This is a genomic window from Paraburkholderia sp. MM5482-R2, from assembly GCF_050436125.1.
GTDB lineage: Bacteria > Pseudomonadota > Gammaproteobacteria > Burkholderiales > Burkholderiaceae > Paraburkholderia > Paraburkholderia tuberum.
The window spans coordinates 4,067,909-4,093,327 of record NZ_JBNDLP010000002.1; the positions used below are offsets into that span (position 1 = coordinate 4,067,909).

19 protein-coding genes are annotated in these 25,419 nt (G+C 65.1%); 7 read left to right on the forward strand and 12 right to left on the reverse strand.

Going from position 1 to position 25,419, the window contains the following annotated elements; translation table 11 throughout:
* Positions 1-129: 129 nt before the first annotated feature.
* A complete protein-coding gene (locus OKW37_RS21725) occupies positions 130-1,005 on the reverse strand; it encodes a tyrosine-protein phosphatase (protein ID WP_429356245.1) in 876 nt (291 codons plus the stop codon).
* Between the two features lie 353 nt (positions 1,006-1,358).
* Between OKW37_RS21725 and OKW37_RS21730 the strand changes: the two genes are divergently transcribed.
* Both OKW37_RS21730 and OKW37_RS21735 read left to right on the forward strand, forming a co-directional pair.
* Positions 1,359-2,618 (forward strand): MFS transporter, encoded by a 1,260-nt coding sequence (locus OKW37_RS21730; RefSeq protein ID WP_429408130.1) that lies wholly within the window; start codon positions 1,359-1,361, stop codon positions 2,616-2,618.
* A 27-nt stretch (positions 2,619-2,645) separates the two neighbouring features.
* Positions 2,646-3,911 carry a D-amino acid dehydrogenase gene (locus OKW37_RS21735; RefSeq protein ID WP_429408128.1) on the forward strand — a complete coding sequence of 422 codons (1,266 nt, stop codon included), beginning with the start codon at positions 2,646-2,648 and terminating at the stop codon, positions 3,909-3,911.
* A 197-nt stretch (positions 3,912-4,108) separates the two neighbouring features.
* Here OKW37_RS21735 and OKW37_RS21740 read toward each other — a convergent pair whose 3' ends face one another.
* From OKW37_RS21740 to OKW37_RS21750, 3 genes are all read right to left on the reverse strand, one after another.
* On the reverse strand, positions 4,109-5,578 hold the full coding sequence (locus OKW37_RS21740; protein ID WP_090802122.1) for a glutamate synthase subunit beta: 1,470 nt from the start codon (positions 5,576-5,578) through the stop codon (positions 4,109-4,111).
* Positions 5,579-5,682: 104 nt separating this feature from the next.
* A complete protein-coding gene (locus tag OKW37_RS21745) occupies positions 5,683-10,386 on the reverse strand; it encodes a glutamate synthase-related protein (protein ID WP_429408126.1) in 4,704 nt (1,567 codons plus the stop codon).
* A gap of 352 nt (positions 10,387-10,738) precedes the next feature.
* Complete coding sequence (locus tag OKW37_RS21750) at positions 10,739-11,446, reverse strand: transposase (RefSeq protein ID WP_013090727.1); 708 nt, start codon at positions 11,444-11,446, stop codon at positions 10,739-10,741.
* Between the two features lie 187 nt (positions 11,447-11,633).
* On the opposite strand from OKW37_RS21750, the gene OKW37_RS21755 reads away from it, so the two are divergent.
* Both OKW37_RS21755 and OKW37_RS21760 read left to right on the forward strand, forming a co-directional pair.
* On the forward strand, positions 11,634-12,359 hold the full coding sequence (locus tag OKW37_RS21755) for an OmpW/AlkL family protein (RefSeq protein ID WP_429356249.1): 726 nt from the start codon (positions 11,634-11,636) through the stop codon (positions 12,357-12,359).
* Between the two features lie 367 nt (positions 12,360-12,726).
* Positions 12,727-13,107, forward strand: a complete 381-nt coding sequence (locus OKW37_RS21760; protein ID WP_090802126.1) for a DUF883 family protein — start codon at positions 12,727-12,729, stop codon at positions 13,105-13,107.
* A 103-nt stretch (positions 13,108-13,210) separates the two neighbouring features.
* On the opposite strand, the gene OKW37_RS21765 is transcribed toward OKW37_RS21760, so the two are convergent.
* The 7 genes from OKW37_RS21765 to pilM form a co-directional block, all read right to left on the reverse strand.
* Complete coding sequence (locus OKW37_RS21765; RefSeq protein ID WP_429408501.1) at positions 13,211-14,413, reverse strand: deoxyguanosinetriphosphate triphosphohydrolase; 1,203 nt, start codon at positions 14,411-14,413, stop codon at positions 13,211-13,213.
* 144 nt (positions 14,414-14,557) lie between these two features.
* Positions 14,558-15,634 (reverse strand): 3-dehydroquinate synthase, encoded by a 1,077-nt coding sequence (gene aroB / locus OKW37_RS21770; protein ID WP_429408124.1) that lies wholly within the window; start codon positions 15,632-15,634, stop codon positions 14,558-14,560.
* A gap of 8 nt (positions 15,635-15,642) precedes the next feature.
* Positions 15,643-16,194: a shikimate kinase gene (locus OKW37_RS21775; RefSeq protein ID WP_090802131.1), complete on the reverse strand. Its 552-nt coding sequence runs from the start codon at positions 16,192-16,194 to the stop codon at positions 15,643-15,645.
* Positions 16,195-16,308: 114 nt separating this feature from the next.
* The gene (pilQ, locus tag OKW37_RS21780) at positions 16,309-18,027 is read right to left on the reverse strand and encodes a type IV pilus secretin PilQ (RefSeq protein ID WP_429408122.1); all 1,719 of its coding nucleotides are present in this window, start codon (positions 18,025-18,027) and stop codon (positions 16,309-16,311) included.
* A complete protein-coding gene (locus OKW37_RS21785) occupies positions 18,024-18,962 on the reverse strand; it encodes a hypothetical protein (protein WP_429408120.1) in 939 nt (312 codons plus the stop codon). Before OKW37_RS21785 ends, pilQ begins: the two co-directional genes overlap by 4 nt.
* A complete protein-coding gene (locus OKW37_RS21790; protein WP_429408117.1) occupies positions 18,959-19,645 on the reverse strand; it encodes a fimbrial assembly protein in 687 nt (228 codons plus the stop codon). Before OKW37_RS21790 ends, OKW37_RS21785 begins: the two co-directional genes overlap by 4 nt.
* Complete coding sequence (pilM, locus tag OKW37_RS21795) at positions 19,642-20,631, reverse strand: pilus assembly protein PilM (RefSeq protein WP_090802137.1); 990 nt, start codon at positions 20,629-20,631, stop codon at positions 19,642-19,644. The genes OKW37_RS21790 and pilM overlap by 4 nt, the downstream gene beginning before the upstream one ends.
* A gap of 270 nt (positions 20,632-20,901) precedes the next feature.
* Between pilM and OKW37_RS21800 the strand changes: the two genes are divergently transcribed.
* Positions 20,902-23,298, forward strand: coding sequence for a penicillin-binding protein 1A (locus tag OKW37_RS21800; protein WP_429408115.1), 2,397 nt, complete (start codon positions 20,902-20,904; stop codon positions 23,296-23,298).
* Between the two features lie 95 nt (positions 23,299-23,393).
* On the opposite strand, the gene cyaY is transcribed toward OKW37_RS21800, so the two are convergent.
* Positions 23,394-23,714 (reverse strand): iron donor protein CyaY, encoded by a 321-nt coding sequence (gene cyaY, locus OKW37_RS21805; protein ID WP_184065492.1) that lies wholly within the window; start codon positions 23,712-23,714, stop codon positions 23,394-23,396.
* A 35-nt stretch (positions 23,715-23,749) separates the two neighbouring features.
* Between cyaY and lptM the strand changes: the two genes are divergently transcribed.
* Both lptM and lysA read left to right on the forward strand, forming a co-directional pair.
* The gene (gene lptM, locus OKW37_RS21810) at positions 23,750-24,094 is read left to right on the forward strand and encodes an LPS translocon maturation chaperone LptM (protein WP_090802141.1); all 345 of its coding nucleotides are present in this window, start codon (positions 23,750-23,752) and stop codon (positions 24,092-24,094) included.
* A gap of 9 nt (positions 24,095-24,103) precedes the next feature.
* The gene (gene lysA, locus OKW37_RS21815) at positions 24,104-25,366 is read left to right on the forward strand and encodes a diaminopimelate decarboxylase (protein WP_429408112.1); all 1,263 of its coding nucleotides are present in this window, start codon (positions 24,104-24,106) and stop codon (positions 25,364-25,366) included.
* Positions 25,367-25,419 lie beyond the last annotated feature (53 nt).

Below are 25,419 nucleotides of genomic sequence, written 5' to 3' on the forward strand. Positions count from 1 at the left end.
TCGCGCGGGGTGCGGCCTTATAGTCACCCCCGGCAACCTTGATGCAGCCCTTCCCGGTCCGCCCGCACCTCTGCGGCGGACTTTTTTTTGCGCTGCAGGAAGGCCACCAAAGCGCGCCAGCGAAGCGCGTCAATGCACGAGCCGATTGCGCAGCGCGTCGACCGTCGCCGTGGAAAGACCGAGGCCTTGCGTCAGGTAGCTCGCCATCGTGCCGTAGCTCGCCTGCACCTGGTCGAAGCCCGCCTGCAGATAGTTCTCGTCGACGTCGAGCAACGGCGCTCTCGCCGTCGCGATGGCCGCGCCTTCCTGCGCGCGCAGCGTGGTAGTTTGCGCGGCGATCGATGGCGCGAGATAGACGTTGCTGAGCAGGTAGTCCTGCATGATCACGTCGAGCGGAACGTTGGCGATGCTGAGCAGCAGCGCCGCGACCCAGCCCGCGCGATCCTTGCCCGCGTTCGAGTGGAATAGCTGCGCGCCCGTGCCGTCGGCGAGCGCGCCGAGCAACGCGCCATAGGCGGCTCGCTGCGGGCCGCCCGTCACATACGCGCGCGCCTGCGCCTGCATGAACGCGACGGCGTCGACGGGAGAATCGACCGGGGGCGCGACGAAGTCGTTCGTGCCGAGCACGTTCAGCGTCGAGGATGTCGCGCCGCTCGGCAGCACGTCGGCGGCGCGTGCGATTTCGGCGGGCGTGCGCAGGTCGTAGACCGACACGATACCGAGCTTGTCGAGCGTCGCCGTGTCGGTGCCGCTCAGCGTCAGCGCGTTCGCGCGATAGAACACGCCGCGCCGCATCTGTTTGCCGTCGACGGTCAGGTAGCCGGCACCCGCGCCGCCGACATCGCGGAAGTTGCTGACCGACACGAGCCGCGGCGTAGCCGGCTGATCGGCTTCGAGACTACCGCCGCAGGCGGACAGCAGCGTGCTGCCGAAACCCGCGGCCAGCATCGCACCGGCCGAGCCCCTCAGAAAGCGTCGCCGCGCCGCCGACGCTTCGCCGGGCATGCCGCGCTCCACGGGCACGGTCGTGCTCGCAAAGGCGCGGAAAGGCGAACGGTTTTTCGCGGTAACGGACATCGGGGCGACAGGTGTATAGGAGGATTGCGTGGGGCAGCCGGGGCTGCAGACGCAGTTTAACGTTGACCAGAAAGTTTTGCGTTACATCGTAGGGGTTAGTAAGAAAAAAGAGGGACGGTTGGCCCACTGATTTCCGTTCCCTTGCGGTGCCTTATCGGCCGTTACCTCGCGCACGCCCTTTTTGACCCCAACTGGCCTCACGACGCCGCATCCCCGTAGAATACTGACACCCTCCCATCCGGCCCCCGCAGGCACAAGAAACCTGGAGACCACAACAAAACATGTCTTCTCTCCAATGGTTCACCGAGCTGACCCCGCGCGAGCGTCGCACGCTATTCGCCGGTTTCGGCGGATACGCGGTCGACGCGTTCGACTTCATGATCTACTCGTTCCTCATCCCGACGCTGATCGCGACGTGGGGCATGAGCAAAAGCGAAGCAGGCATGATCGCCACCAGCTCGCTGATTTCGTCGGCGATCGGGGGCTGGCTCGCCGGCATTCTTGCCGATCGCCACGGCCGCATCCGTGTATTGCAATGGACGATCGCCACCTTCGCGATCTTCACGTTCCTGTCTGGCTTCACGCAGTCGTTCTGGCAGTTGCTCGCCACGCGTACGCTGCAGGGCATCGGCTTCGGCGGTGAGTGGTCGGTCGTGACGATCATGATGGCCGAGACGATCCGCTCTCCACAGCATCGCGCAAAGGCGGTCGGCACCGTGCAGAGCAGCTGGTCGTTCGGCTGGGCGGCCGCGGCGATCGTCTACTGGGCGGCTTTCGCGCTGCTGCCCGAGCAGTACGCGTGGCGCGCGTGTTTCTGGGTTGGCCTGCTGCCCGCCGCATGGATCATCTATATCCGCCGCAACGTCAGCGACCCCGACATCTTTGTCGCGACGCGTCGCGCGCGCGAAAGCGGCATCAACACGTCGCACTTCATGCAGATCTTCTCGGCCGCGCATCTGAAGACAACTGTGCTCGGCAGCGCGCTGTGCACCGGCATGCTCGGCGGCTACTACGCGATCACGACGTGGCTGCCCACCTATCTGAAGACGGAGCGCCATCTGTCGGTGTTCAATACGAGCGGCTATCTGATCGTGCTGATCGTCGGTTCGTTCGCCGGCTATATCGTCGGCGCGATTCTGTGCGACAGGATCGGCCGGCGCGCGTCGTTCGTGCTGTTCGCGGTCGGCTCGTTCGTGCTCGGCATGGTCTACACGATGCTGCCGATCACCGACACGATGATGCTCGCGCTCGGCTTTCCGCTCGGCATCGTCGTGCAGGGGATTTTCGCGGGCATCGGCGCGTATCTGTCGGAGCTGTATCCGAACGAAATCCGCGGCTCGGGGCAAGGCTTCTGCTACAACCTCGGGCGCGGGCTCGGCTCGTTCTTTCCGATACTCGTCGGTACCTTCGCGCAGACGATGACACTCGTGAAGGCGATGGGCATCGTCGCGGGCGCGGGGTATCTGCTCGTGATCGTCGCCGCGTTGTGCCTGCCGGAAACGAAGGGCAAGGTGCTAGGGGCGGCTGGCTCCGCCGCTTGAGATCGTCTGACACCGCAGTTCCCAATCATGAAAACGATCGTACTCGGCGGCGGCGTCATCGGCGTCGCCACTGCTTTTTATCTGTGCCAGCAAGGCTGCGACGTGACGGTGATCGAGCGCGAACCCGACGTCGCCCTGTCCACGAGTTTCGGCAACGCCGGCGTGATCGCGCCGGGCTACGTGACGCCATGGGCCGCGCCCGGCATGCCGGTGAAAATCCTCAAGTACCTGTTCAAGCCGGCCTCGCCGCTGATCTTCCGGCCGACGCTCGATCCGGCTCAATGGCGCTGGATCGCGCGCTGGCTGCGCGAGTGCGACCTCGACCGCTTTCGCGTGAACAAGCAGCGTATGCAGCGCATCGCGTACTACAGCCGCGCTTGCCTGCACGAATTCCGCGGCCGTCATCCGTTCGACTACGGCTGCAGCCAGGGCTATCTGCAACTGTTTCGCAGCGAGTACGACGTCGAACTCGCGCAGCCGGCGCTTGCGGTGCTGCGCGAGGGGGGCATCGTGCATCGGGAAGTCAGCGCCGCGCAGTGCGCGGAGATCGAGCCCGGTCTGCGCTGGGCGCGTCAAGCGCCGTTCTCGGGCCTCTATCTGCCCGACGACGAAGCCGGCGACTGCGCGCGCTTCACCCGCGAACTGCGCGCGATCTGTGAACGCAATGGCGTGAGCTTTCGCTTCGACACGCGCGTCACGTCGCTCGATGTCGAGGGAGCGACGGTGCGCGGCGTGCATATTCAAAGCGAGCAGGGCGCGCAGACGCTGCCGGCCGACGCGGTGGTCGTCGCGCTCGGCGTCGATAGCGCGGCGTTGCTCGCGCCGCTCGGCGTGAAGGTGCCGCTCTATCCGGTGAAGGGCTATTCGGCCACGCTGCCTGTGATCGACGAGGAAAAAGCGCCACGGGCGGCACTGATGGACGAATCGCTGAAGACGGCGATCACGCGCTTCGGCAACAACCTGCGCATCGCGGGTACGGCGGAGCTCGGCAATCGCCAGACGACGTTGCGCGAGCAGGCGCTGCAAACGCTGCTCACGGTGCTGCGCGACTGGTTTCCGCACGCGGCCAATCCGACTTCCGCGCACTTCTGGGTCGGCCGCCGGCCGATGACGCCCGATGGCGCGCCGCTGCTCGGCCCGTGCAACATCGACAACTTATGGCTGAACCTCGGGCACGGCTCGACGGGCTGGGCGATGTCGATGGGCTCGGCGCGCGTGGTCGCGGATCTGATCGCGCAGCGCAAACCGGAGATCGATCTCGACGGTCTGACGCTCGCGCGCTATCGCCAATGAGGCGGACATAACGCACCGCGACGAGATAAAAGAAAACCGGGCTCCCCCATTCAGGCGAGCCCGGTTTCTTTTTTACTGCATTGCTTTCCCGCTACAGGTGCCCTTCATGGGGCGCCTTGCCGTCTCCACGTCTTCCTGCAAATCGTCGCCGGCGCGCGCGGCATGGAACGCCAGGCACGCACACCGGCTGAAGACGCTTAACGCGGCAGTTCCGAATGCCCCATCAGGAACGCATCGACCGAACGTGCGCACTGACGGCCTTCGCGAATCGCCCACACCACGAGCGACTGGCCGCGGCGCATGTCGCCTGCCGTGAACACCTTGTTCACCGACGTGTAGTACGCCTTGTCGCCCTCGGTCGTGGCGCGCACGTTGCCGCGCGCATCCTTGTCGACGCCGAACGCTTCGAGCACCGGCGACACCGGCTGCGTGAAGCCCATCGCGAGCAGCACGAGGTCGGCCTTCATTTCGAATTCGGAGTTCGGCACTTCGACCATCTTGCCGTCCTTCCATTCGACGCGCGCGGCGATCAGCTTCTCGACCTTGCCGTTCTTGCCTTCGAGACGCTTGGTCGCGACCGCCCAGTCGCGCTCGCAGCCTTCCTCATGCGACGACGACGTGCGCAGCTTGATCGGCCAGTACGGCCATACGAGCGGCTTGTTCTCTTCTTCCGGCGGCTGCGGCAGCAGTTCGAACTGCGTGACGCTCTTCGCGCCGTGACGGTTCGACGTGCCCACGCAGTCGGAACCGGTATCGCCGCCGCCGATCACGACGACGTGCTTGCCCTTCGCGACGAGCTGGTTCGGCACTTTGTCGCCGGCGTTGACCTTGTTCTGCTGCGGCAGGAATTCCATCGCGTAGTACACGCCTTCGAGCTCGCGGCCCGGCACCGGCAGATCGCGCGGCATTTCGGAACCACCGGCGATCACGACCGCGTCGAACTGTTCGTTCAGCTCGGCCGGCGTGATGGTTTCCTTCGCCGTGTTGCCGATGTGCGCCGGCAGCGAGTCCGGCTTGCCGATGAACACGTTGGTGCGGAACGTCACGCCTTCGCCTTCCATCTGGCGCATGCGGCGGTCGATCTGCCACTTCTCCAGTTTGAAGTCGGGGATGCCATAACGCAGCAGGCCGCCGATCCGGTCGTTCTTCTCGAACACGGTCACGTCATGACCGGCGCGCGCGAGCTGCTGCGCGGCCGCGAGACCCGCGGGGCCCGAGCCGACCACGGCGACCTTCTTGCCGGTCTTGTGCTTCGGCGTTTGCGGCGCGACCCAGCCTTCGGTCCAGGCTTTGTCGATGATCGCGTGCTCGATCGACTTGATGCCGACCGGGTCGTCGTTGATGCCGAGCGTGCACGCCGCTTCGCACGGTGCCGGGCAGATGCGGCCCGTGAACTCGGGGAAGTTGTTGGTCGAATGCAGCACTTCGATCGCGTTCTTCCAGTCCTGACGGAACACCAGGTCGTTGAAGTCCGGGATGATGTTGTTGACCGGGCAGCCGCTGTTGCAGAACGGAATGCCGCAGTCCATGCAACGCGCGCCTTGAATCTTCGCTTCGTCGTCGGTCAGTGCCGCGACGAATTCCTTGTAGTGCTTCACACGCGTGAGCGGAGCCTCGTACGTCTCGTGGCGACGTTCGAACTCGAGAAAACCGGTTGCCTTGCCCATGTGGTTCTCTTCTCTATCTGTATCTAGGGGTAATCTGGACCCGCCGCGCGTCGATTGGTCGGAACGCGGCGGGTACGTCTAAAGTTGACTTCCGTGAAGGCAGCTCAGGCGGCGAGCACTTCGCTGTTCGCCTTCTTCGCGGCGAGTTCGCCGAGCGCGCGCTTGTATTCGGTCGGGAACACCTTCACGAACTGACGGCGTGCCGCGTCCCAGTTTTCGAGCAGCGCCTTCGCGCGCGGCGAGCCCGTGAACTGGAAGTGACGCTCGATGAGCCCCTTGAGCAGCGCTTCGTCCGTCGTGCCGCGATGCCACACGCCCTGATCGACCGTGCGCTCCTGTTCTGCCTGTTGCAGCACCGGTTCGAGCGCGACCATCGACTTGTTGCACTTGCTCGCGAACATGCCGTCCGGATCGAACACGTACGCGATGCCGCCCGACATGCCGGCCGCGAAGTTACGGCCCGTCTCGCCGAGCACGACGACCGTGCCGCCCGTCATGTATTCGCAACCGTGGTCGCCCGTGCCTTCGACGACCGCCGTCGCGCCCGAGTTACGCACGCAGAATCGCTCGCCGGCCACGCCGCGGAAGAAGGCTTCGCCTTCGATCGCGCCGTACATCACCGTGTTGCCGCAGATGATGTTCTCTTCCGACTTGCCGCGGAAATCGTTGGTCGGACGGATGATGATGCGGCCGCCCGACAGGCCCTTGCCCACGTAGTCGTTGCCGTCGCCGACCAGATCCAGCGTGATGCCCTTTGCGAGGAACGCGCCGAAGCTCTGACCCGCGGTGCCCTTCAACTGGATGTGGATCGCGTCGTCCGCGAGTCCTTCGTGGCCGTACTTCTTCGCGATCGTGCCCGACAGCATCGCGCCGACCGTGCGGTTCACGTTGCGCACCGGCTGGATGAACGACACGTGCTCGCCTTTTTCGATCGCGGCCTTCGCCTTCTCGATCAGCGTGTGGTCGAGCGCGCGGTCGAGGCCGTGATCCTGCACGTCGACGTGCTTGCGCGCGACTTCCGCCGGCACTTGCGGCTGGTAGAACACACGCGAGAAGTCGAGGCCCTTCGCCTTCCAGTGCTCGATACCCTTCTTCGTGTCGAGCAGTTCCGCGCGACCGATCAGGTCGTCGAACCTGCGGATACCGAGTTGCGCCATGATTTCGCGCGCCTCTTCCGCAATGAAGAAGAAGAAGTTCACGACGTGTTCCGGCTGGCCCTGGAACTTCGCGCGCAGCACCGGATCTTGCGTCGCGACGCCGACCGGGCACGTGTTCAGATGGCACTTGCGCATCATGATGCAGCCTTCGACGACGAGCGGCGCCGTCGCGAAGCCGAACTCGTCAGCGCCGAGCAGCGCGCCGATCACGACGTCGCGGCCGGTCTTCATCTGACCGTCGGCCTGCACGCGGATACGGCCGCGCAGCCGGTTCAGCACCAGCGTCTGCTGCGTTTCGGCGAGACCCAGTTCCCACGGCGTGCCCGCATGCTTGATCGACGACAGCGGCGATGCACCCGTGCCGCCGTCATGACCGGCGATCACGACGTGGTCGGCCTTCGCCTTCGCGACACCCGCGGCAACCGTACCGACGCCCGACTCCGACACGAGCTTCACCGAGATGCTCGACGACGCGTTCACGTTCTTCAGATCGTGAATCAGCTGCGCCAGATCTTCGATCGAGTAGATGTCGTGGTGCGGCGGCGGCGAAATCAGGCCGACGCCCGGCACCGAGTAACGCAGCTTGCCGATGTAGTCCGACACCTTGTGACCCGGCAGCTGACCGCCTTCGCCCGGCTTCGCGCCCTGCGCCATCTTGATCTGGATCTGGTCGGCCGACACGAGGTACTCCGCCGTCACGCCGAAGCGGCCCGACGCGACCTGCTTGATGCGCGAGCGCAGCGAATCGCCTTCCTTCAACGCAATGTCGACGACCACTTCGTCGCCGATCACGGACTTCATCGTGTCGCCGTTCTTGATCGGAATGCCGCGCAGTTCGTTGCGGTAACGGTTTGCGTCTTCACCGCCTTCACCGGTGTTCGACTTTCCGCCGATGCGGTTCATCGCGACGGCGAGCGTGGCGTGCGCTTCGGTGCTGATCGAGCCCATCGACATTGCGCCGGTCGCGAAACGCTTGACGATTTCCTTCGCCGGTTCGACTTCGTCGAGCGGGATCGCCTTGGTCGGATCGAACTTGAACTCGAACAGGCCGCGGAAGGTCATGTGGCGCTTGGTCTGATCGTTGATCAGATGCGCGTATTCCTTGTACGTCTGGTACGAGTTGCTGCGCGCCGAGTGCTGCAGCTTGGCGATCGCATCCGGCGTCCACATGTGTTCTTCGCCGCGCACGCGGTACGCGTACTCGCCGCCCGCGTCCAGCATGTTCGCGAGGACCGGGTTGTCGCCGAATGCTTCGCGATGCAAACGGATCGCTTCTTCCGCGACGTCGAACAGACCAATGCCGCCGACTTTCGACGACGTGCCGTGGAAGTACTTCGACACCAGATCCGCGGCGAGACCGACCGCTTCGAAAATCTGCGCGCCGGTGTACGACATGTAGGTCGAAATACCCATCTTCGACATGACCTTCTGCAGACCCTTGCCGACTGCCTTCGTGAAGTTGTAGACCGCCTTCTCCGCCGACAGGTCGCCCTTCAGGCCGGCCGCGAGCTGGCTCAGCGTTTCCATTGCGAGGTACGGGTGCACGGCTTCCGCGCCATAGCCCGCGAGCAGCGCGAAGTGGTGCGTTTCACGCGCCGAACCGGTTTCGACGACGAGACCCGTGCTCGTGCGCAGACCCTGCTGCACGAGGTGCGTGTGGATCGCGGCCGTAGCGAGCAGCGCCGGAATCGCGACGTTGTCGCGGTCGGTCTTGCGGTCCGACACGATCAGCATGTTGTAGCCGGACTTGACCGCATCGACGGCTTCCGCGCACAGCGACGCAAGGCGTGCCTCGATGCCTTCCTTGCCCCAGGCGACCGGATAGCAGATGTTCAGTTCGTACGAGCTGAACTTGCCGCCCGTGTACTGATCGATCGCGCGGATCTTCGCGATGTCCTTGAAGTCGAGCACCGGCTGCGATACTTCGAGACGCATCGGCGGGTTGATATTGTTCGTGTCGAGCAGGTTCGGCTTCGGGCCGATGAACGACACGAGCGACATCACCATGTTTTCACGGATCGGGTCGATCGGCGGGTTCGTGACCTGCGCGAACAGCTGCTTGAAGTAGTGATAGAGCGTCTTGTTCTTGTTGGACATGACCGCGAGCGGCGAGTCGTTGCCCATCGAGCCGACGGCTTCCTCGCCCGCTTGCGCCATCGGCGCCATCAGGAACTTCAGGTCTTCCTGGGTGTAGCCGAACGCCTGCTGGCGATCCAGCAGCGCAGCTGCTTCGCGGCGTTCCGTCACGACGTCTTCGGCCTTCGCCTCGATCTCGTCGAGCTTGATGCGCACGGCGTCGATCCAGCTCTTGTACGGCTTGGCGTTCGCGAGGTTGTCCTTCAGTTCCTTGTCGTCGATGATGCGGCCGTGCTCCATGTCGATCAGGAACATCTTGCCCGGCTGCAGACGCCACTTCTTGACGATCTTCGACTCGGAAATAGGCAACGTGCCGGCTTCCGACGCCATGATGACGAGGTCGTCGTCGGTGACGATGTAGCGCGCCGGGCGCAGACCGTTACGGTCGAGCGTCGCGCCGATCTGGCGGCCGTCGGTGAACGCGATGGCGGCGGGGCCGTCCCACGGCTCCATCATGGCGGCGTGGTATTCGTAGAACGCGCGGCGATTTTCGTCCATCAGCGTGTGCTGTTCCCAGGCTTCCGGAATCATCATCATCATCGCGTGGACGAGCGGGTAGCCGGCCATCACCAGCAGTTCGAGACAGTTGTCAAACGATGCCGTATCCGATTGGCCCGGATAGATCAGCGGCCACAGCTTCGGCAGATCGTCGCCGAGTACGTGCGAGGCGATCGCGCCGGTACGCGCGTTCAGCCAGTTGACGTTGCCCTTCACCGTGTTGATTTCGCCGTTGTGGGCGATCATGCGGTACGGGTGAGCCAGTTCCCACGCCGGGAACGTGTTGGTCGAGAAGCGCTGGTGCACGAGTGCGAGCGCCGAGATGGTGCGGTCGTCCTGCAGATCGCGGTAGTACACGCCGACCTGGCCCGCCAGCAGCAGACCCTTGTAGACGACCGTGCGCGCCGACATCGACGGCACGAAGTATTCCTTGCCGTGCTTGAGCTTCAGCGCCTGGATGCGATGGCTCGCGGTCTTGCGGATGATGTACAGCTTCCGCTCGAGCGCGTCGGTCACCATGATGTCCTTGCCGCGGCCGATAAAGATCTGGCGGATCAGCGGCTCGCTCGCCTTCACGGTCGGCGAGATCGGCATGGCGTGGTCGACCGGCACGTCGCGCCAGCCGAGCACGACCTGACCCTCGGCCTTCACCGTGCGCTCGAGCTCCTGTTCGCAGGCGATGCGCGACGCGTGCTCCTTCGGCAGGAAAATCATGCCGACGCCGTATTCGCCAGCCGGCGGCAGCGTCACGCCCTGCCGGGCCATCTCTTCGCGATAGAAGCCGTCCGGAATCTGGATCAGGATGCCCGCGCCGTCGCCCATCAGCGGATCGGCGCCGACGGCGCCCCGGTGATCGAGGTTCTCGAGAATCTTCAGGCCCTGCTGGATGATTTCGTGACTCTTGTGTCCCTTGATATGGGCGACGAAGCCGACGCCGCAGGCATCATGCTCGTTTTGCGGGTCGTACAGACCTTGGGCGGCGGGAACCGGGTGAATCGGTTGCTGATGATCGTTCATGGGGACACCGTCTGTGAGGAGGCCGGACAGGCCGTTAAACCATTGTGCTTTTGCCGCAGTGCGCTTCGGGACCACGACGGCGCTCTTCTCGCAGCAAGACTGCGCGGGACGAAAAGCGTCGGAAATCGGAATATACGCGACGAATCAAGGAAATAGCAAATAAAACCTAATGATCAGCCCCCGATTATCAAATTGGTGCAGTGCGGTTATTTTTTATTGGTGCCACATCAACTTTGGGCAAAAGAAAACGGCATCCGACGTGCCGTCTTCATGCAGTCCCTTGATGCAAAACACTTTAATCGGATTTAAAGCGGCTCTATCGGCGCCGCCGGGGTATCGCCCTGCCGCCGCCTCACTGCGTATGCGGCGTCTCGCGCACCTTGCGTGGCCGGCCACGCGGTAGGGGTGACACACGTCGGTTGGCGGCGCGCGCCGCCCATTCGCGGTACGTGTCGCTGCCGAGCACCCAGCCCTTCAACGTGGCTTGCTGAAGCTGACTTGCCTCGCGCTCGTCGAGCGGCTGCTCGCACAGTTCGCGATAAGCACGCTGTCGCTCGAACGGCGTATTGCCGAGCGACCAGTAAAGGGGGTGATCCGTGATCAGACTGTCGAGGGTGAGGCCGATGTGATGACGGTAGCTCGACCAGCGATAATCCTCGGCCGCGTTGACCAGCTGCAAGCGCACCGGACACATTTCCACAACCCGGCTCGCAAGCAGGAAGTAGCGCTCACCCTCGATCACGGTGGCCCGGTAACGGCCTTCCCACAAGGTGCCGCGACGCGCATAGCGCCGGTTGAAGTGCGCGACATAACGCCGCCCGACGGCCTGCATCGCCTTGGGCAGGCTCGACTCCTCGGTGGGCGTGACGAGCAGTTGCACGGCGCCCGGCATCAAGGCGTAAGCGTGGATGGAAAGGTGATGGTCCCGGGAGGCCGCCTTCAGACAGTCGATGAAAAGCTCGTAGTCCTGGTCGTCGACGAAGGCGGGCTGCTGGTCGAGCCCGCGGAGGATGACGTGCTGCGGCTGGTCGGGGACATAAAGACGTGCAAGCCGTGCCATGCTGGAGTGTCCAATAGTCGCGTTGGTATATACCCGAAGGTCCGAAGAGCCGCATGGGCGCAAGGTTCGGCGCCATGCGGCCAAGCCAGAAACCACGCGGTGCTTAGGGAGAAAACTCTAACCGCCGCGTATGGTTTGTTTCAAACGTTGTAGTCATAATGAGCGGGCCTTTTTTGGAGGAGCACATATGAAATTAAAACAGGCCGTAACGGGGATGGCAGTGCTAGCCTGCATGAGCACGGCAGCGCACGCACAATCGGCCGGCACCATTTACTTCTCGACGGGCTGGTTCCATCTGGCGCCCCAATCGAGCAGCGACCCACTGACCGTGACCAGCATTGGCGGTAGCCCAACCAACATCACCGAAGCCAACACCGGCGCCTCGCTGAGTTCGGCCGATACCATCGGTTTCACCGCCGGCTACTTCGTCACCGACCATATCGCAACCGAATTCGTCATTGGCGTCCCCCCTACTTTCGATCTGTACGGCACGGGCAGCTTCGCGCAGTTCGGCAAGCTCGGGCAGGCCAAACAGTGGAGCCCGACGCTGCTGTTCAAGTACTACTTCAACGCGCCGACCGCTTCGTTCCGCCCGTATCTCGGTCTCGGTGTGAGCCGCATCTGGTTCACCGACGAACACATTTCCAACAGCGCATTCGAAGCCAACGTTCTGCATGGTCCGACCAGTGTGTCGACGGATAGTTCGTGGGAACCCGTGTTTAATGCGGGCTTCACGTACGCCTTCAATCAGCATTGGTTCGCCGGCGTGTCGATCTCGTACCTGCCGCTCAGCACGACCGCAAAGCTCAGTTCGGCATCGGCCACGCCGGTCGGCACGCTGACCGTGCAATCGCAAACCAAGATCAAGCTGAACCCGATCGTCACTTACGTCAACGTCGGTTACCGTTTCTAACGCTTCGCTAAAGCAGGTAGCTTGAATTAGGGTAGTCGAATTTTCGCGACCTGGGGAACGCCGTCATCGAACCGATCACGGCGTTTGCATTTGGCGTCTCTGTTGCATCGGGATGGCAGCGTCATCCGGCATCAGCGTTTGTAAATTTGACGCGAATTCGGCGCGTCCATGTGCAAAATCCGGCGACGATACGGGCACGCCCCATCCTGTCGCGAGCCGCACGCGTGCAGCGGTGCCGGCAATGCAGCGCTTGGCATCGAAGTTGCGTTTAGATGGCGTTTCCTATGCGACGACGTGATACTGCGTCTACGCATAGCGTGTCCGCGCGACGATGCGCGGGGCCTTTCAACTCATCGACGGAGCGACCATGACAGCACTTCCAAATACGCGAGACGCCCTCGGCGAATCCTGGACCAGCGCGAGTCGCCGCGCGCGGCGCATCGCTCGCCACAGCCGCCACGCGGCCGAAGACATCGCGGTCGAGTTGCGCACCCTGCTGTCGGAACTCGAATCGACCTTGGCCGACGGCACGCAGGCCGACGCCGTGGCCCTGCGCGGCAGGCTGCGCAAACAGTTGGACGCCGCGCGCGAGCGGCTGAACGACACGCGCGACGCGATGCGCGATCGTGCGGGCGTCGCGATCTCGGACGCCGATCACTACGTGCATGAAAATCCGTGGCAGACGATTGCGATCGTCGGCGGGCTTGCGCTGGTGCTGGGGGCGCTGTTCGCGTCCCGTTCGCGATGACACTGGCTTGCCCGGTTTGACGGTGCTGGCAAGGGGGCGCGACGGCCACTTCGATGCGGCAACGCTGAACGTTACACCCCTTGCCGCGCCCAGCCGCCAGCGGCTAGTTATCGTCGATCACGAACAGCCGCCGATACTCCTTCAGCGCGTAACGATCGGTCATCCCCGCGATGTAATGCGCGATCAAACGCGGCTGACGCGTCGCATCGGCCGACTGATAGTCCGGCGGCAGCAGCCGCGGGTCGTCGGTGAACGCGTCGAACAGGCCGACCACGACGCGGCGTGCCTTGTTGGCCATGCGCATCACGCGATAGTGACGGTACATATTTCTGAACAGGAAGCGCTTGAGCGCCGCGGCCTGCGCGGCGATCGCATCACTGTGCGCGACGAGCGGGGGCGCCGCGCGCACGTCGTCGAGTGACGCCGGCGCGTAGCGCGCGAGATTGGCCCGCGTCGTTTCGATCAGATCGACGATCAGCGTATTGATCACGCGCCGCACCGTCTCGTGAATCAGCCGACGCCCCTCGATCTGCGGATAGTCGCCGCGCGCCGCCTCGCAGTGCGTCTGCCAGAGTTCCACTTCGGCGAGCTGCTCGAGCGACAGCAGACCGGAGCGCAGACCGTCGTCGACGTCGTGATTGTTGTACGCGATTTCGTCGGCGACGTTGGCGATCTGCGCTTCGAGCGACGGTTGCCGCCCTTCGAGAAAGCGCTCGCCCAATGTCCCGAGCCGGCGCGCGTTGTCGCGTGAGCAGTGCTTGAGAATGCCCTCGCGCGTCTCGAAGCACAGGTTCAACCCATTGAACGCTCCGTAGTGCTCTTCAAGTTCGTCGACGACCGTGAGGCTCTGCAGGTTGTGCTCGAAACCGCCATGCTCGCGCATGCATTCGTTCAACGCATCCTGGCCGGCATGGCCGAACGGCGTATGGCCGAGATCGTGCGCCAGCGAAATCGCTTCGACGAGATCTTCATTGACGCGCAGATTGCGCGCAACCGAGCGCGCGATCTGCGCAACTTCGAGGCTATGGGTGAGGCGCGTGCGAAACAGGTCGCCCTCGTGGTTGACGAATACCTGCGTCTTATATTCGAGCCGCCGGAATGCGGTCGAGTGGACGATGCGGTCGCGGTCGCGCTGAAACTCGGTACGCGCGCTCGGCGCGGTTTCCGCATAGCGACGCCCACGCGACTGGCTCGAATGCGCCGCGTACGGCGCAAGATGCGCTTCGAGCGCCTGCTGGGTCGGCGCGGGGACGGCGGGTGTGGCAACCGCGGCAGCGGCATCCGCGGCGCTGACCGTGGCGGCGATGACGCCGTTCCCGGCGCCTGCGCGCGCGCTCGTCGTGTCATGCTGGATATCGTCGCTGCGCCTGTCAGTCACCGGGTCCTCCGAAACATGGGCGGCGCCTCGTGACGCGGGTGCGTGAAGCGTGGCTGCAGGGCCGTGTTGAATCTAGACGGCGGCGGCCAGCGTCGCATGCACGTCGGCGTCGGGCGCGCGGGTGATCAGTGTCTCACCGAAACGCTTCAGCAGAATGAACTTGATCGCGCCGGCTTCCGCCTTCTTGTCGATCTGCATCAGCTCGATGTAACGATCCGCGCCGAGCGCGGGAGCACGAGTGGGCAGATGCGCGGCAAGCACGACGTCGACGAGCCGCTTGCGCGACGCTTCATCGAGATGGCCGAGCCTCACGGACAGATCCGCCGCCATCACCATTCCGCAACCGACCGCCTCGCCGTGCAGCCACTCGCCATAGCCGAGTCCGGCTTCGATCGCGTGGCCGAACGTGTGACCGAAGTTGAGGATCGCGCGCAGACCACCTTCGCGCTCGTCCTGCGCCACCACCGACGCCTTGATCTCGCACGAGCGTTTGACTGCCTCGGTCAACGCCTCCGGTTCGCAGCGGTTCAAAGCCTCGATATTGGCCTCGATCCAGGTGAAGAATCCGGCGTCGGCGATTGCGCCGGTCTTGATGACCTCGGCGATGCCCGCCGCGAGTTCGCGTTCGGGCAACGTACGCAATGCGCCGATGTCAGCGATCACCGCCCGAGGCTGGTAGAACGCGCCGATCATATTCTTGCCCAGCGGATGATTGATGCCGGTCTTGCCGCCGACCGACGAATCCACCTGCGACAGCAACGTGGTCGGCACCTGGATGAACGGCACGCCGCGCATGTAGCAGGCGGCGGCAAACCCGGTCATGTCGCCGACCACACCGCCACCGAGCGCGATCAGCGTGGTCTTGCGGTCGGCGCGCGAGCCGAGCAGCGCGTCGAAGATCAGGTTCAGCGTCTGCAGATTCTTGTGTGCTTCGCCGTCCGGCAAAACCACCGTGGACACCTGCTTGTTCAGCGGCGCAAGCGCTGCGCGCAGCTTGTCGCCGTAGAGCGGATCGACGGTGCTATTGGTGACGATCGTGACCGAGTTGCCGGCGATATGCGGCGCGAACAGCGCGGTCTGGCCGATCAGGCCGGCACCGATATAGATGGGGTAGGCGCGCTCGCCCAGTTCGACGTTGACGGTAATCATACGGTCCATTATGAAGCAGGATGTTTGGCGACGCCGGCCATCTCGAGCTGCATCAGAACCATGTTGACGAGTCCGTTGACCGAGGGCCGGCCGGTTTCGATCACGAAGTGCGCGCATTCGCGGTACAGCGGGTCGCGCACTTCATAGAGCGCTTCGAGGCGCGCCTTGGGGTCTTCCGTTTGCAGCAGCGGGCGATTCTTGTCGCGCCGCGTGCGCAGCCACAGGTCATGCGGATTGGCGCGCAGATAGATCACGAGGCCACGGCTTTTCAACGCTTCGCGGTTTTCCGGCCGCAGGACTGCACCGCCGCCGGTCGCGAGCACGATATTGTCGCGCCCGGTCAGCTCGGAGATCACGCTCGCTTCGCGATCGCGAAAGCCCGCTTCGCCCTCGAGCTCGAAGATCACGGGAATGCGCGCGCCCGTGCGCGCCTCGATTTCATGGTCGGAATCGAAGAACGGGCGCTCGAGACGGCGCGCAACCGCCCGACCCACAGTGGTTTTTCCTGCCCCCATGAGCCCTACGAAAAAAACATTGGCGTGTGCGTCCCGCGCTTGCAACGGTGTCCTCTGGCTAATCCGGTGTAGTTCGTGCCGCAGCTTACTGGCAAAGCGGCTGCCTTGTCGAGCCTGCGCGCCGCCGGCGGACGGCGGTGCATGCGTGCCCTATATGCCCTAATTTTCCCGCACCACGCGCGGCGTGATGAAAACCGCCAGTTCGCTACGCGTGTCGCGATGAGTCCGATGGCGGAACAATGCGCCCAGAACCGGTATTTTGCCGAGGAGGGGCACCCGCTCGACGTCGTCACGGTCGTCGGTCTCGTAAATTCCGCCGATCGACACCGTACCACCGTCCTCGACCTCGACGCGCGTTTGCACGTGCTTGGTGTTGATCGCGGGCCCGGCGTCGGTCTGCTCGCCGACGCTGTCCTTCGCGACGTCGAGATCGAGCACCACGCGGCCATCCGGCATGATCTGCGGCTCGACCTCCAGTTTGAGCGTCGCCCGGCGAAACTGCACGCCCGATACGCCCTGGCCGACCTTCGCCTGATACGGCAGCTCGGTGCCCTGCTCGACGATCGCCTTCATCCGGTCCGCGGTGACGACCCGTGGGCTCGACACGATTTTCCCATGCCCTTCGGACTCGAGCGCCGAGAGTTCGATATTCAGCAGCCGGGTCGCGTGAGCCGCGAACAGCGTGAGGCCGGCGGTCGCGGCATCGAATCCGGAGATCGGTCGGGCCGACAGATCGTACACGGAGCCGTCCGTCCCACCCGTCAGCCCTCTCGACGTACCGTCCGCACTGGTGCCGGCGAGCGACAGCCGCACCCCGAGATTGCGCGAAAAGCCTTGGTCGCCTTCGACGATCTGAGCCTCGATCAGCACCTGGCGAGTCGGCCGGTCGACGGAAGCGATCAGCGCCGCGATCTGCTCGAGCCGCCCCGCGAGATCGGTGACGAACAGCAGGTTGGTGCGCGGATCAGCGGTGACCGCGCCACGTTTGGACAGCACGCGCTGCGTGCCGGAACCGGTCAGCAGGCGACGCACGTCCTCGGCATGCGCGTAGTGCAGCTCGAAGGTGCGGCTCGCGAGCGGCTCGAGGTCCGCGGCACGCGCGTGGGCTTCGAAGCGCTGACGTTCGCGCGCGGCGAGCTCGGCGGCAGGCGCGACCCAGATTACGTTGCCGTGGCGCTCCATCGCCAGATTGTTGACGTCGAGCAAGGTGTCGAACGCGGTGCGCCACGGCACCTTGTCGAGACGTATCGACACGGCGCCGCGCACTTTGTCGCTGGCGACGATGTTCAGGCCGGTGAACTCGGCGAACGCTTTCAGGACCGCGCCAAGTTGCGCACGCTGAAAGTTCAGCGAGATCGGCTCGTTGCCCGCGGGAAGGCCCGAGTCCGCACTCGCCGATGCGTCGGCGAGGCGCGGCCGCGGCGGCACCGGGACCGGCGGGCCTTCGAGACCAGGCGTGCCGGCACTGTCGTCGCGAGCCGGGGTGGCGGGTTGTCTTGGCGAAGGCGGCGGCATTGGGCCGTTGGCGACGTCGTCCGGGGAAGCGTCGGGCGCTATCGCGGAACGCGCGGCCGGCTGGAGCGTGTCCGGCTCCTGGGCCGCGCCTGGCGTGGAAACGTCGCCGAACGGATTGGCCGCCTGGCCGATGCCGCCGCTCGGCAGCGGCGCCGTCTCGTAGGCGGTGTTGGCCGATACGGCCGGGTCGTCGAGCGCCGCGTAAGTCGGCAACGGCGGCAGCAGCAGTGGCGTCGCTGCCTGTGCGACGCCGGCACCCAGCGTCGCGGCGACGTAGAGCCCGAAACACCGTCCGGAGACGACGCGGACCTCGCGTCCGACACCCAGCGTCGCGACGCACCATCGCTTGAGCGGGCGCATCATGACGCCTCCGTCAGCGTCAGCGTCAGCGTGCGCGTCGCGCCGCCGTTCGCGAGCGTAATGCCAAGCGCGTCGAGCTGTGTGACCCGCTCGACGCCCAGTCGTTGCCCGGCCGCGACCGTCGTCGTGCCGTCTGGCGTGTCGAGCAGCGCGAGCCCGCGGGTACGATCGCGCAGCAAACCGACAAGGCGCAACTCAGAAGCATCGCCCAGCTCGCCGCTCGCGGAGATCTGCGACTTCGCAAATGGATCGAAGAACACGAGGCCTTCGTCGTCATCGTCGGCAGCCTCGTCGGCGTCAGGGCTCGCCTCGGCGCTCGCAGCCGGGGTGTCGGGCACCGGTCGCAGCGCGGCGTACACCTGCAGCGTCGCGGCCACCGCGAGCCCTTTGCCGTCCTGCTTGACGGTCACGTCGACGGGAACGATCAGCACCGGCAGTTGCGCGAGCCCGTGGAAAAACGCCATCAGGTGAACGAAGTCGGTGCGCGCGGTGAGCTGCAGCACGCGCATCCGCTCGACGCCCTCGCCGCTCGCCGCGCCCGGTTCCACCGCAAGCAGCGCGACGCCGCTTTGCGTGGCCAGCTCGGAGACGATGCGCACGTCGTCGGCGGAGTTCCACGACACGGCGCTCGACGCCGTGGCCGGCATCGCCGCGGCTGCATGGCGCAGCGACGGCAGCTGTGCGAGCGTGTGCCGCGCGTGTGCGAGACGCTGCGTGCTGACCGCGAGCGCCGCGCGGCTCGCTTCCAGTCCGGCGAGATCAGCCGCGTTCCAGCCGTACGCGCCGACGCCGAACACGAGCGCGGCAAGCGTCGCCGCGACGAGCCAGCGACGGCGCCGGCTCCACGCCTCGAGCGGCATACGCGCCTGCTTGACCCAGCGCGAAAAACCCGCGGATCCATGCGCCGCACCACCCGCCTCGAAAAAGGTCGTGCTCATCGCGCACCTCCCGTTGCTGCGGCCTTCAGGGCGCGCGTCGCTTTGTGCGGCGGATCGCCCCAGCGCAGGCGCGCATCGAACTCCACGGGTCCGCCTATCGCCTGTTCCGTCGACGCGCCGCCCTTCCCCGTCGGCCGATGCAGATCGCGCATCTCCGCGCCCTGCACGCCGTGGATCGCGCCGAGCCGCTTGAGCCACTCAGCCGATGCGATATGGTCACTCGAAGTCGCCAGCAATTCAGTCTCGTACTCGCGCTGGCGCAGCTGCCGCAACACGACGCGATCGCCGGGTTCGAAGCTCAGCGCGTCGAGCAGATCGCGCAGATGTGCGAGCGGCCTCGCGAGACTCGCGGCGCGCGCCGCGGCTTCGCGCTCATCCTGTTCGGCCCGCGACAGCTTCGCGTGCTCCGCGAGCGGCACGGCGAGCGGAGTCAGCGCCTGCCCGGCCGCCGCGCGCCGCGCATCGAGCCGCGCTGCGGCGACGCTCTGCCAACCGGCGACGAGCGACACACCCGCGGCACCGACACAAGCAGCCACAGCCCAGTCGCGCATACAGCGGCGCCGCGCGAGTCGCGCGTTGCGTTGGCGATACGGCAGCAGATTGAAGCCGCCCAGCCACGGTACAGCGGCGCGCTGATCGGCACTCGCGGCGACGCCAGACGAAAACGACAGAACGGCCTTCATTCCAGCACCCCGCGCAACGCGAGCCCAAACGCGACCGCGCCAGCCGGCTCGTGCAGCAAGGCGTCGTCGAGCGGCCGCGCGTGGCTGCCGAGCAGCGCGCATTCGAACGGCAGCGCCGAGCAGCCGAGCACGTCGCCAATATCGGCGAGTGAAAAGCCGACGCCGTCGAGCAGATCGATTTCGCCGCCAATCAGCGCGCAGTCGAACTCCGGCCCGCGCATGAGATCGCGCAACGCGTCGGCGAGATCGGCATGCTCCGGCGCCGGGTAGCGCATCTCGCCGACGCTCGCGCCATCGACGACGCTCCAGCCGTACACGCCGTCCGTACCGACCCACACCGCCGCGTACGGCTCGTTCGGGTCGAGCTCGCGACTGGCCGCGTGGCGCAGCGCGCGCAATGCCGCGTGCGGTTCGCCATCGATCGCGGACAGCGAAATCCCTGCGGTCGCGGCGCATTCGATCCGCGCTTCGAGATGCTGACGCGCGGTCGCGGCGATCTTGACCGAGCGCACCGGCGACGGCGTCTCGTCGACGTACCAGTCGACCGCGAGCGCATGACGCTCGAGGCCGGCGATGCGCTCCGCCTCTCCCATCACCGCGGGCGCAAGTCCGGCGAGCGCAACGCCGCCGTCCTCCGCCTCGCAGTCGCTCTGAGCGGCGAGCCGCGCGAGCGGCACTGTCGTCGTCAGCGTGGCCGACGAAGGCACGGCCATCGCGCAGCGCAGCGCGTGCGTCGCGCATACGCGCGGCAAACCGGCGAACGCATCGCGCAACGCCCGCGCGACGGCCTGCCGATCGACGATCTCGGCGCCCGCCATGGTGCCGGCCGCGAACGGCACCGTGCTCATATGTTCGAGATGCAGCGCGCCCCGGGCGCGTTGACTCACCACGACGAGACGCACGTTTTGCGAACCGACATCGATGCCGGCGGCGAAACGCTGCCGGCCCTCCCGCACCGCCTGAAGCCACGAATTTTTATAGGCCATACCGCCCTCCCTCTGACTCACGCGACGAACCATTCGAACGCGAGTAACGAGGGATCATTGTCGGCAGACGCACGTCCTAACGACATTCAGCCGAATGGCTAACGCGGATGCGAAGCCGCCCCGAGCGACATCAAAGCGACTACAGTTGGGACTACAGCGAAGTCATTCCCGCGCCGCCTGGCGTGTGCCGATTACACGTTATTCGTAAGCTTGTCGAAAGCAGAAAAACCCTGGCGGCTATAATCGCGGGACTGTTTTTCCGGTACTCCTATGCAAGCCACGTCTCCTGCGTCCCCACCGCCCGCGCCGAAACAGCGCAAACGTCCGTTATGGCTGAAGCTGATCCTCGGCTTTGTCGGGTTGATCGTGGCGGGCATCGTATGCGTGGCGCTGGTGCTCGGCTATGCGCTCGTCGTCGCGACGCCAAACCTGCCGTCACTCGATGCATTGACCGACTATCAGCCCAAAGTGCCGCTGCGAATCTATACGGCCGACCACGTGCTGATCGGCGAATTCGGCGCGGAGCGACGCGACATCGTGCACATCCAGGACGTGCCCGACAGCCTGAAGAAAGCGATCCTCGCGATCGAGGACGCGCGCTTCTATGAGCACGGTGGCGTCGACCTCACCGGCATCGCGCGAGCCGGCATCGTCGCGCTGACCAACGGTCATGCGACGCAAGGCGCGAGCACGATCACGATGCAGGTCGCGCGCAACTTCTTTCTGTCCAGCGAGAAGACGTACACGCGCAAGATTTACGAGATGCTGCTCGCGTACAAGATCGAGTCGAAGCTGAGCAAGGATCAGATTCTCGAGGTGTACATGAATCAGATCTATCTCGGTCAGCGCGCGTACGGTTTCGCGAGTGCCGCGCGCGTGTACTTCGGCAAGGATCTGAAGGACCTGACGCTCGCCGAATCGGCGATGCTCGCCGGTCTGCCGAAGGCGCCCTCCGCGTATAACCCGGTCGTCAATCCGAAGCGTGCGAAGGTGCGCCAGGAGTACATCCTGCAGCGCATGTACGAATTGCACTACATCACTCAGGAACAGTACGACGAGGCGAGCCGGCAACGGCTCGTCGTGAAGGGCATGGGCAAGGAGTACAGCGTGCACGCGGAATACGTCGCGGAAATGGTGCGGCAGATGATGTACGCGCAGTATCGCGAGGAAGCCTACACGCGCGGCCTGAACGTCGTGACCACGATCGACTCGGCCGATCAGGACGTCGCCTACCACGCGGTGCGCAAAGGCCTGATGGACTACGAGCGCCGTCACGGCTATCGCGGCCCGGAGGCGTTCATCGATCTGCCGGCCGACGCCGACGAGCGCGAGCAGGCCATCGACGACGCGCTGCTCGAACATCCCGACAATGGCGAAATCATCGCGGCCGTCGTCACGGCGGCGAGCCCGAAGCAGGTCCAGGCGGCGTTCATCGACGGCAATGTCGCGACCATTCAGGGCGACGGCCTGCGCTATGCGCAGTTCGCGCTCGGCCCTCGCGCGCAGCCGAATCAGCGCATCCGGCCCGGCGCGATCGTGCGGCTCGTGAAGAACGACGAGGGCGACTGGTCGATCACGCAATTGCCCCAGGTGGAAGGCGCGTTCATCTCGGTGGTGCCGCAGGACGGTGCGATCCGCTCGCTGGTCGGCGGCTTCGACTTCAACAAGAACAAGTTCAATCATGTGACGCAGGCGTGGCGTCAGCCGGGCTCCAGCTTCAAGCCGTTCATCTATTCGGCGTCGCTCGAAAAGGGCCTCGGGCCCGCCACGATCATCAACGACGCGCCGCTCTTCTTCAGCGCCGCCGAAACCGGCGGCCAGGCGTGGGAGCCGAAAAACTACGGCGGCGGCTTCGACGGTCCGATGACGATGCGCACCGCGCTGCAGAAATCGAAGAACCTCGTGTCGATCCGCATCCTGAACCAGATCGGCCCGAAGTACGCGCAGCAATACATCACGCGGTTTGGCTTCGACGCGGACCGCCATCCCGCCTATCTGCCGATGGCGCTCGGCGCGGGTCTCGTGACGCCGCTGCAAATGGCCGGCGCGTTCTCGGTGTTCGCCAACGGCGGCTACCGGATCAATCCGTATCTGATCGCGGAGGTCACCGATCAGCGCGGCATCGTCGTCGCGCACGCGCAGCCGCTCGTGGCCGGGCAAAGCGCGCCATTCGCGATCCAACCGCGCAACGCCTACGTGATGAACAGCCTGCTGCAAAGCGTCGCGCAGCACGGCACCGGGGCGAAGAGCAACGTGCTCAAGCGCACCGATCTCGCCGGCAAGACCGGCACGACCAACGATTCCCGTGACGCGTGGTTCGCCGGCTATCAGCACACGCTCACCGCGATCGCGTGGATCGGCTACGACAACCCGCGCAGCCTCGGCGACAAGGAAACCGGCGGCGGCCTGGCGCTGCCGGTGTGGATCGAGTACATGGGACGCGCGCTGAAGGGGGTGCCCGAGTACACGATGCCACGCCCCGACGACGTCAGCGAAATCGGCTCGGAGCTTTATTTCGACGAGTTCACGCCGGGCCACGGTTTCATCGCGACGGTCGGCGTCAGTCAGGCGACGCTCGATGCGGAGGCGAGCGCGGCAGCCGCCGCGCCGGAACAGGTCGGCGAACAGGAAAAGCAGGACATCATGAATCTGTTCCGCGGGCACTGAGGCTGCGTCGATGTCCCGCTAGAAAAGAAAAAAACCGCCGCGTTCGTTACGCGGCGGTTTTGTTTTGAGAGCGTCTCGCGCTGATTACACCGCGCTCATAGCGCGGCGATCCGCACCGGCTCGCCAGCCTGCTGCGTCGCATACTGCGACAGCGCCGCGAAAAACTCCGCGCCGCTGCGCGTGTCGCGCCATTCACCGTCGACGAAACGGAAGTGGAAACCGCCGGCCTTCGCTGCGATCCAGATCTCGCTCAGCGGCGGCTGAAGGTTGACGATGATCTTCGTGCGGTTCTCGAATTCGAGCGTCAAAACGTTGCCGCTGCGCTCGAGCTCGATGTCGGCGTCGATGTCGTCGAGCGCGCTCTCGATGGCGGCCAGCACGGCTTCCGCACGGGTCAGGTAATCACTATCGGACATGCTAAACTCCATCGATTATTCATTCAGGGACAGTCATGCGAGTCGTAACTCGGATGCGCGCGGCAGCGCCCGGCCGCGCGATTGTAGCGGTTTTAGTCATTCTCGCAGGTTGTGCGCTTACCGGCTGCGGCCAACGCGGCTCACTCTATCTGCCGACCGTACCGCCGATGCCTGCCCCGCCGGCTCACCGCACGCAAACGCCATCGACCGATCGAACGCAACCGGCTAGCGGCAGCGCGGCCGACACGGGTTCGATCCCGGACACCTCGGGCACGCCGCTCACGCTCGCCCCCGAAGACCAGCTCGCGGCGCCGCCCGCTTCGGCGGCATCGGCTCCAGCAGTGCCGCTGCCCGCCTCTGCCGTCCCTTCCGTTCAATAAGACTTTCGCATGACTCGATCCGCATTTGACTACGTCGACGGCGTATTGCACGCCGAAGGCGTGTCCGCCGTTTCCCTCGCCGAGCAGTTCGGCACGCCGCTCTACGTCTATTCACGCGCCGCGCTCACCGCTGCGTGGAACGCCTATGCGGGCGCCTGCGCGGGGCGTCGCGCGAGCGTGCACGTGGCCGTCAAGGCCAACAGCAATCTCGCGGTGCTGAACGTGTTCGCGCGCCTCGGCGCGGGCTTCGACATCGTGTCGGGCGGCGAGCTCGCGCGCGTGCTCGCGGCTGGCGGCAAAGCGGAAAACACCGTGTTTTCGGGCGTTGGCAAGCAGGCAAGCGAAATGCGCGACGCGCTCGCGGCGGGCGTCAAATGCTTCAACGTCGAATCGATTCCCGAACTCGACCGCCTCAACACGGTGGCGGGCGAGATGGGCAAGAAAGCGCCGGTGTCGCTGCGCGTGAATCCCGATGTCGATGCGAAAACGCATCCGTACATTTCCACCGGACTCAAGACCAACAAGTTCGGCGTCGCGTTCGAAGATGCGCGTGCCACCTACCAGGCGGCCGCGGCGATGTCGAATCTCGAGGTGATCGGCATCGACTGCCATATTGGCTCGCAGATCACCGAAGTCGCGCCCTATCTCGACGCGATCGATAAGGTGCTGGAACTCGTCGAGCAGATCGAGCAGGACGGCGTGTCGATTCGCCATATCGACGTCGGCGGCGGTCTGGGCATCACCTACGACGACGAAACGCCGCCGGAAATCGGTGAGTTCGTGCGCACGGTGCTCGATCGCATCGAAGCGCGCGGCCACGGTCACCGCGAAGTCTATTTCGAGCCGGGCCGCTCGCTGGTCGGCAATGCGGGCGTGCTGCTCACACGTCTCGAGTTTCTGAAGCCGGGCGAGGACAAGAACTTCGCGATCGTCGACGCGGCGATGACCGATCTCGCGCGCCCCGCGATGTACGACGCCTATCACGCCATCGAGCCGGTCGTGAAGCGCGACGTCCCCGCGCATGTGTACGACGTGGTCGGCCCGGTCTGCGAAAGCGGCGACTGGCTCGGCCGCGAGCGGCTGCTCGCGGTCGAACCCGGCGATCTGCTCGCGATCCGCTCGGCCGGCGCGTACGGCTTCGTGATGAGCTCGAACTACAACACCCGTGCGCGCGCCGCCGAGGTGATGGTGGATGGTACACAGGCGCATGTGGTTCGCGCGCGCGAAGAGCTCAAGCAGCTGTTTGCGGATGAAACAATACTGCCGGCGTAAACGTCAGTCCCTGCGGCAGAGCGCGAAGGTCGAGCGCAGCAACGAAAACGGCG

Coding starts and splice junctions, on each gene's coding strand:
- cyaY (WP_184065492.1), bottom strand. CDS start 23,714: ATGTCCGATAGTGATTACCTGACCCGTGCGGAAGCCGTGCTGGCCGCC.
- OKW37_RS21785 (WP_429408120.1), bottom strand. CDS start 18,962: ATGAGCACGACCTTTTTCGAGGCGGGTGGTGCGGCGCATGGATCCGCG.
- OKW37_RS21725 (WP_429356245.1), bottom strand. CDS start 1,005: ATGCCCGGCGAAGCGTCGGCGGCGCGGCGACGCTTTCTGAGGGGCTCG.
- OKW37_RS21755 (WP_429356249.1), top strand. CDS start 11,634: ATGAAATTAAAACAGGCCGTAACGGGGATGGCAGTGCTAGCCTGCATG.
- OKW37_RS21750 (WP_013090727.1), bottom strand. CDS start 11,446: ATGGCACGGCTTGCACGTCTTTATGTCCCCGACCAGCCGCAGCACGTC.
- aroB (WP_429408124.1), bottom strand. CDS start 15,634: ATGATTACCGTCAACGTCGAACTGGGCGAGCGCGCCTACCCCATCTAT.
- OKW37_RS21800 (WP_429408115.1), top strand. CDS start 20,902: ATGCAAGCCACGTCTCCTGCGTCCCCACCGCCCGCGCCGAAACAGCGC.
- lysA (WP_429408112.1), top strand. CDS start 24,104: ATGACTCGATCCGCATTTGACTACGTCGACGGCGTATTGCACGCCGAA.
- lptM (WP_090802141.1), top strand. CDS start 23,750: ATGCGAGTCGTAACTCGGATGCGCGCGGCAGCGCCCGGCCGCGCGATT.
- pilQ (WP_429408122.1), bottom strand. CDS start 18,027: ATGATGCGCCCGCTCAAGCGATGGTGCGTCGCGACGCTGGGTGTCGGA.
- pilM (WP_090802137.1), bottom strand. CDS start 20,631: ATGGCCTATAAAAATTCGTGGCTTCAGGCGGTGCGGGAGGGCCGGCAG.
- OKW37_RS21740 (WP_090802122.1), bottom strand. CDS start 5,578: ATGGGCAAGGCAACCGGTTTTCTCGAGTTCGAACGTCGCCACGAGACG.
- OKW37_RS21745 (WP_429408126.1), bottom strand. CDS start 10,386: ATGAACGATCATCAGCAACCGATTCACCCGGTTCCCGCCGCCCAAGGT.
- OKW37_RS21760 (WP_090802126.1), top strand. CDS start 12,727: ATGACAGCACTTCCAAATACGCGAGACGCCCTCGGCGAATCCTGGACC.
- OKW37_RS21790 (WP_429408117.1), bottom strand. CDS start 19,645: ATGAAGGCCGTTCTGTCGTTTTCGTCTGGCGTCGCCGCGAGTGCCGAT.
- OKW37_RS21730 (WP_429408130.1), top strand. CDS start 1,359: ATGTCTTCTCTCCAATGGTTCACCGAGCTGACCCCGCGCGAGCGTCGC.
- OKW37_RS21735 (WP_429408128.1), top strand. CDS start 2,646: ATGAAAACGATCGTACTCGGCGGCGGCGTCATCGGCGTCGCCACTGCT.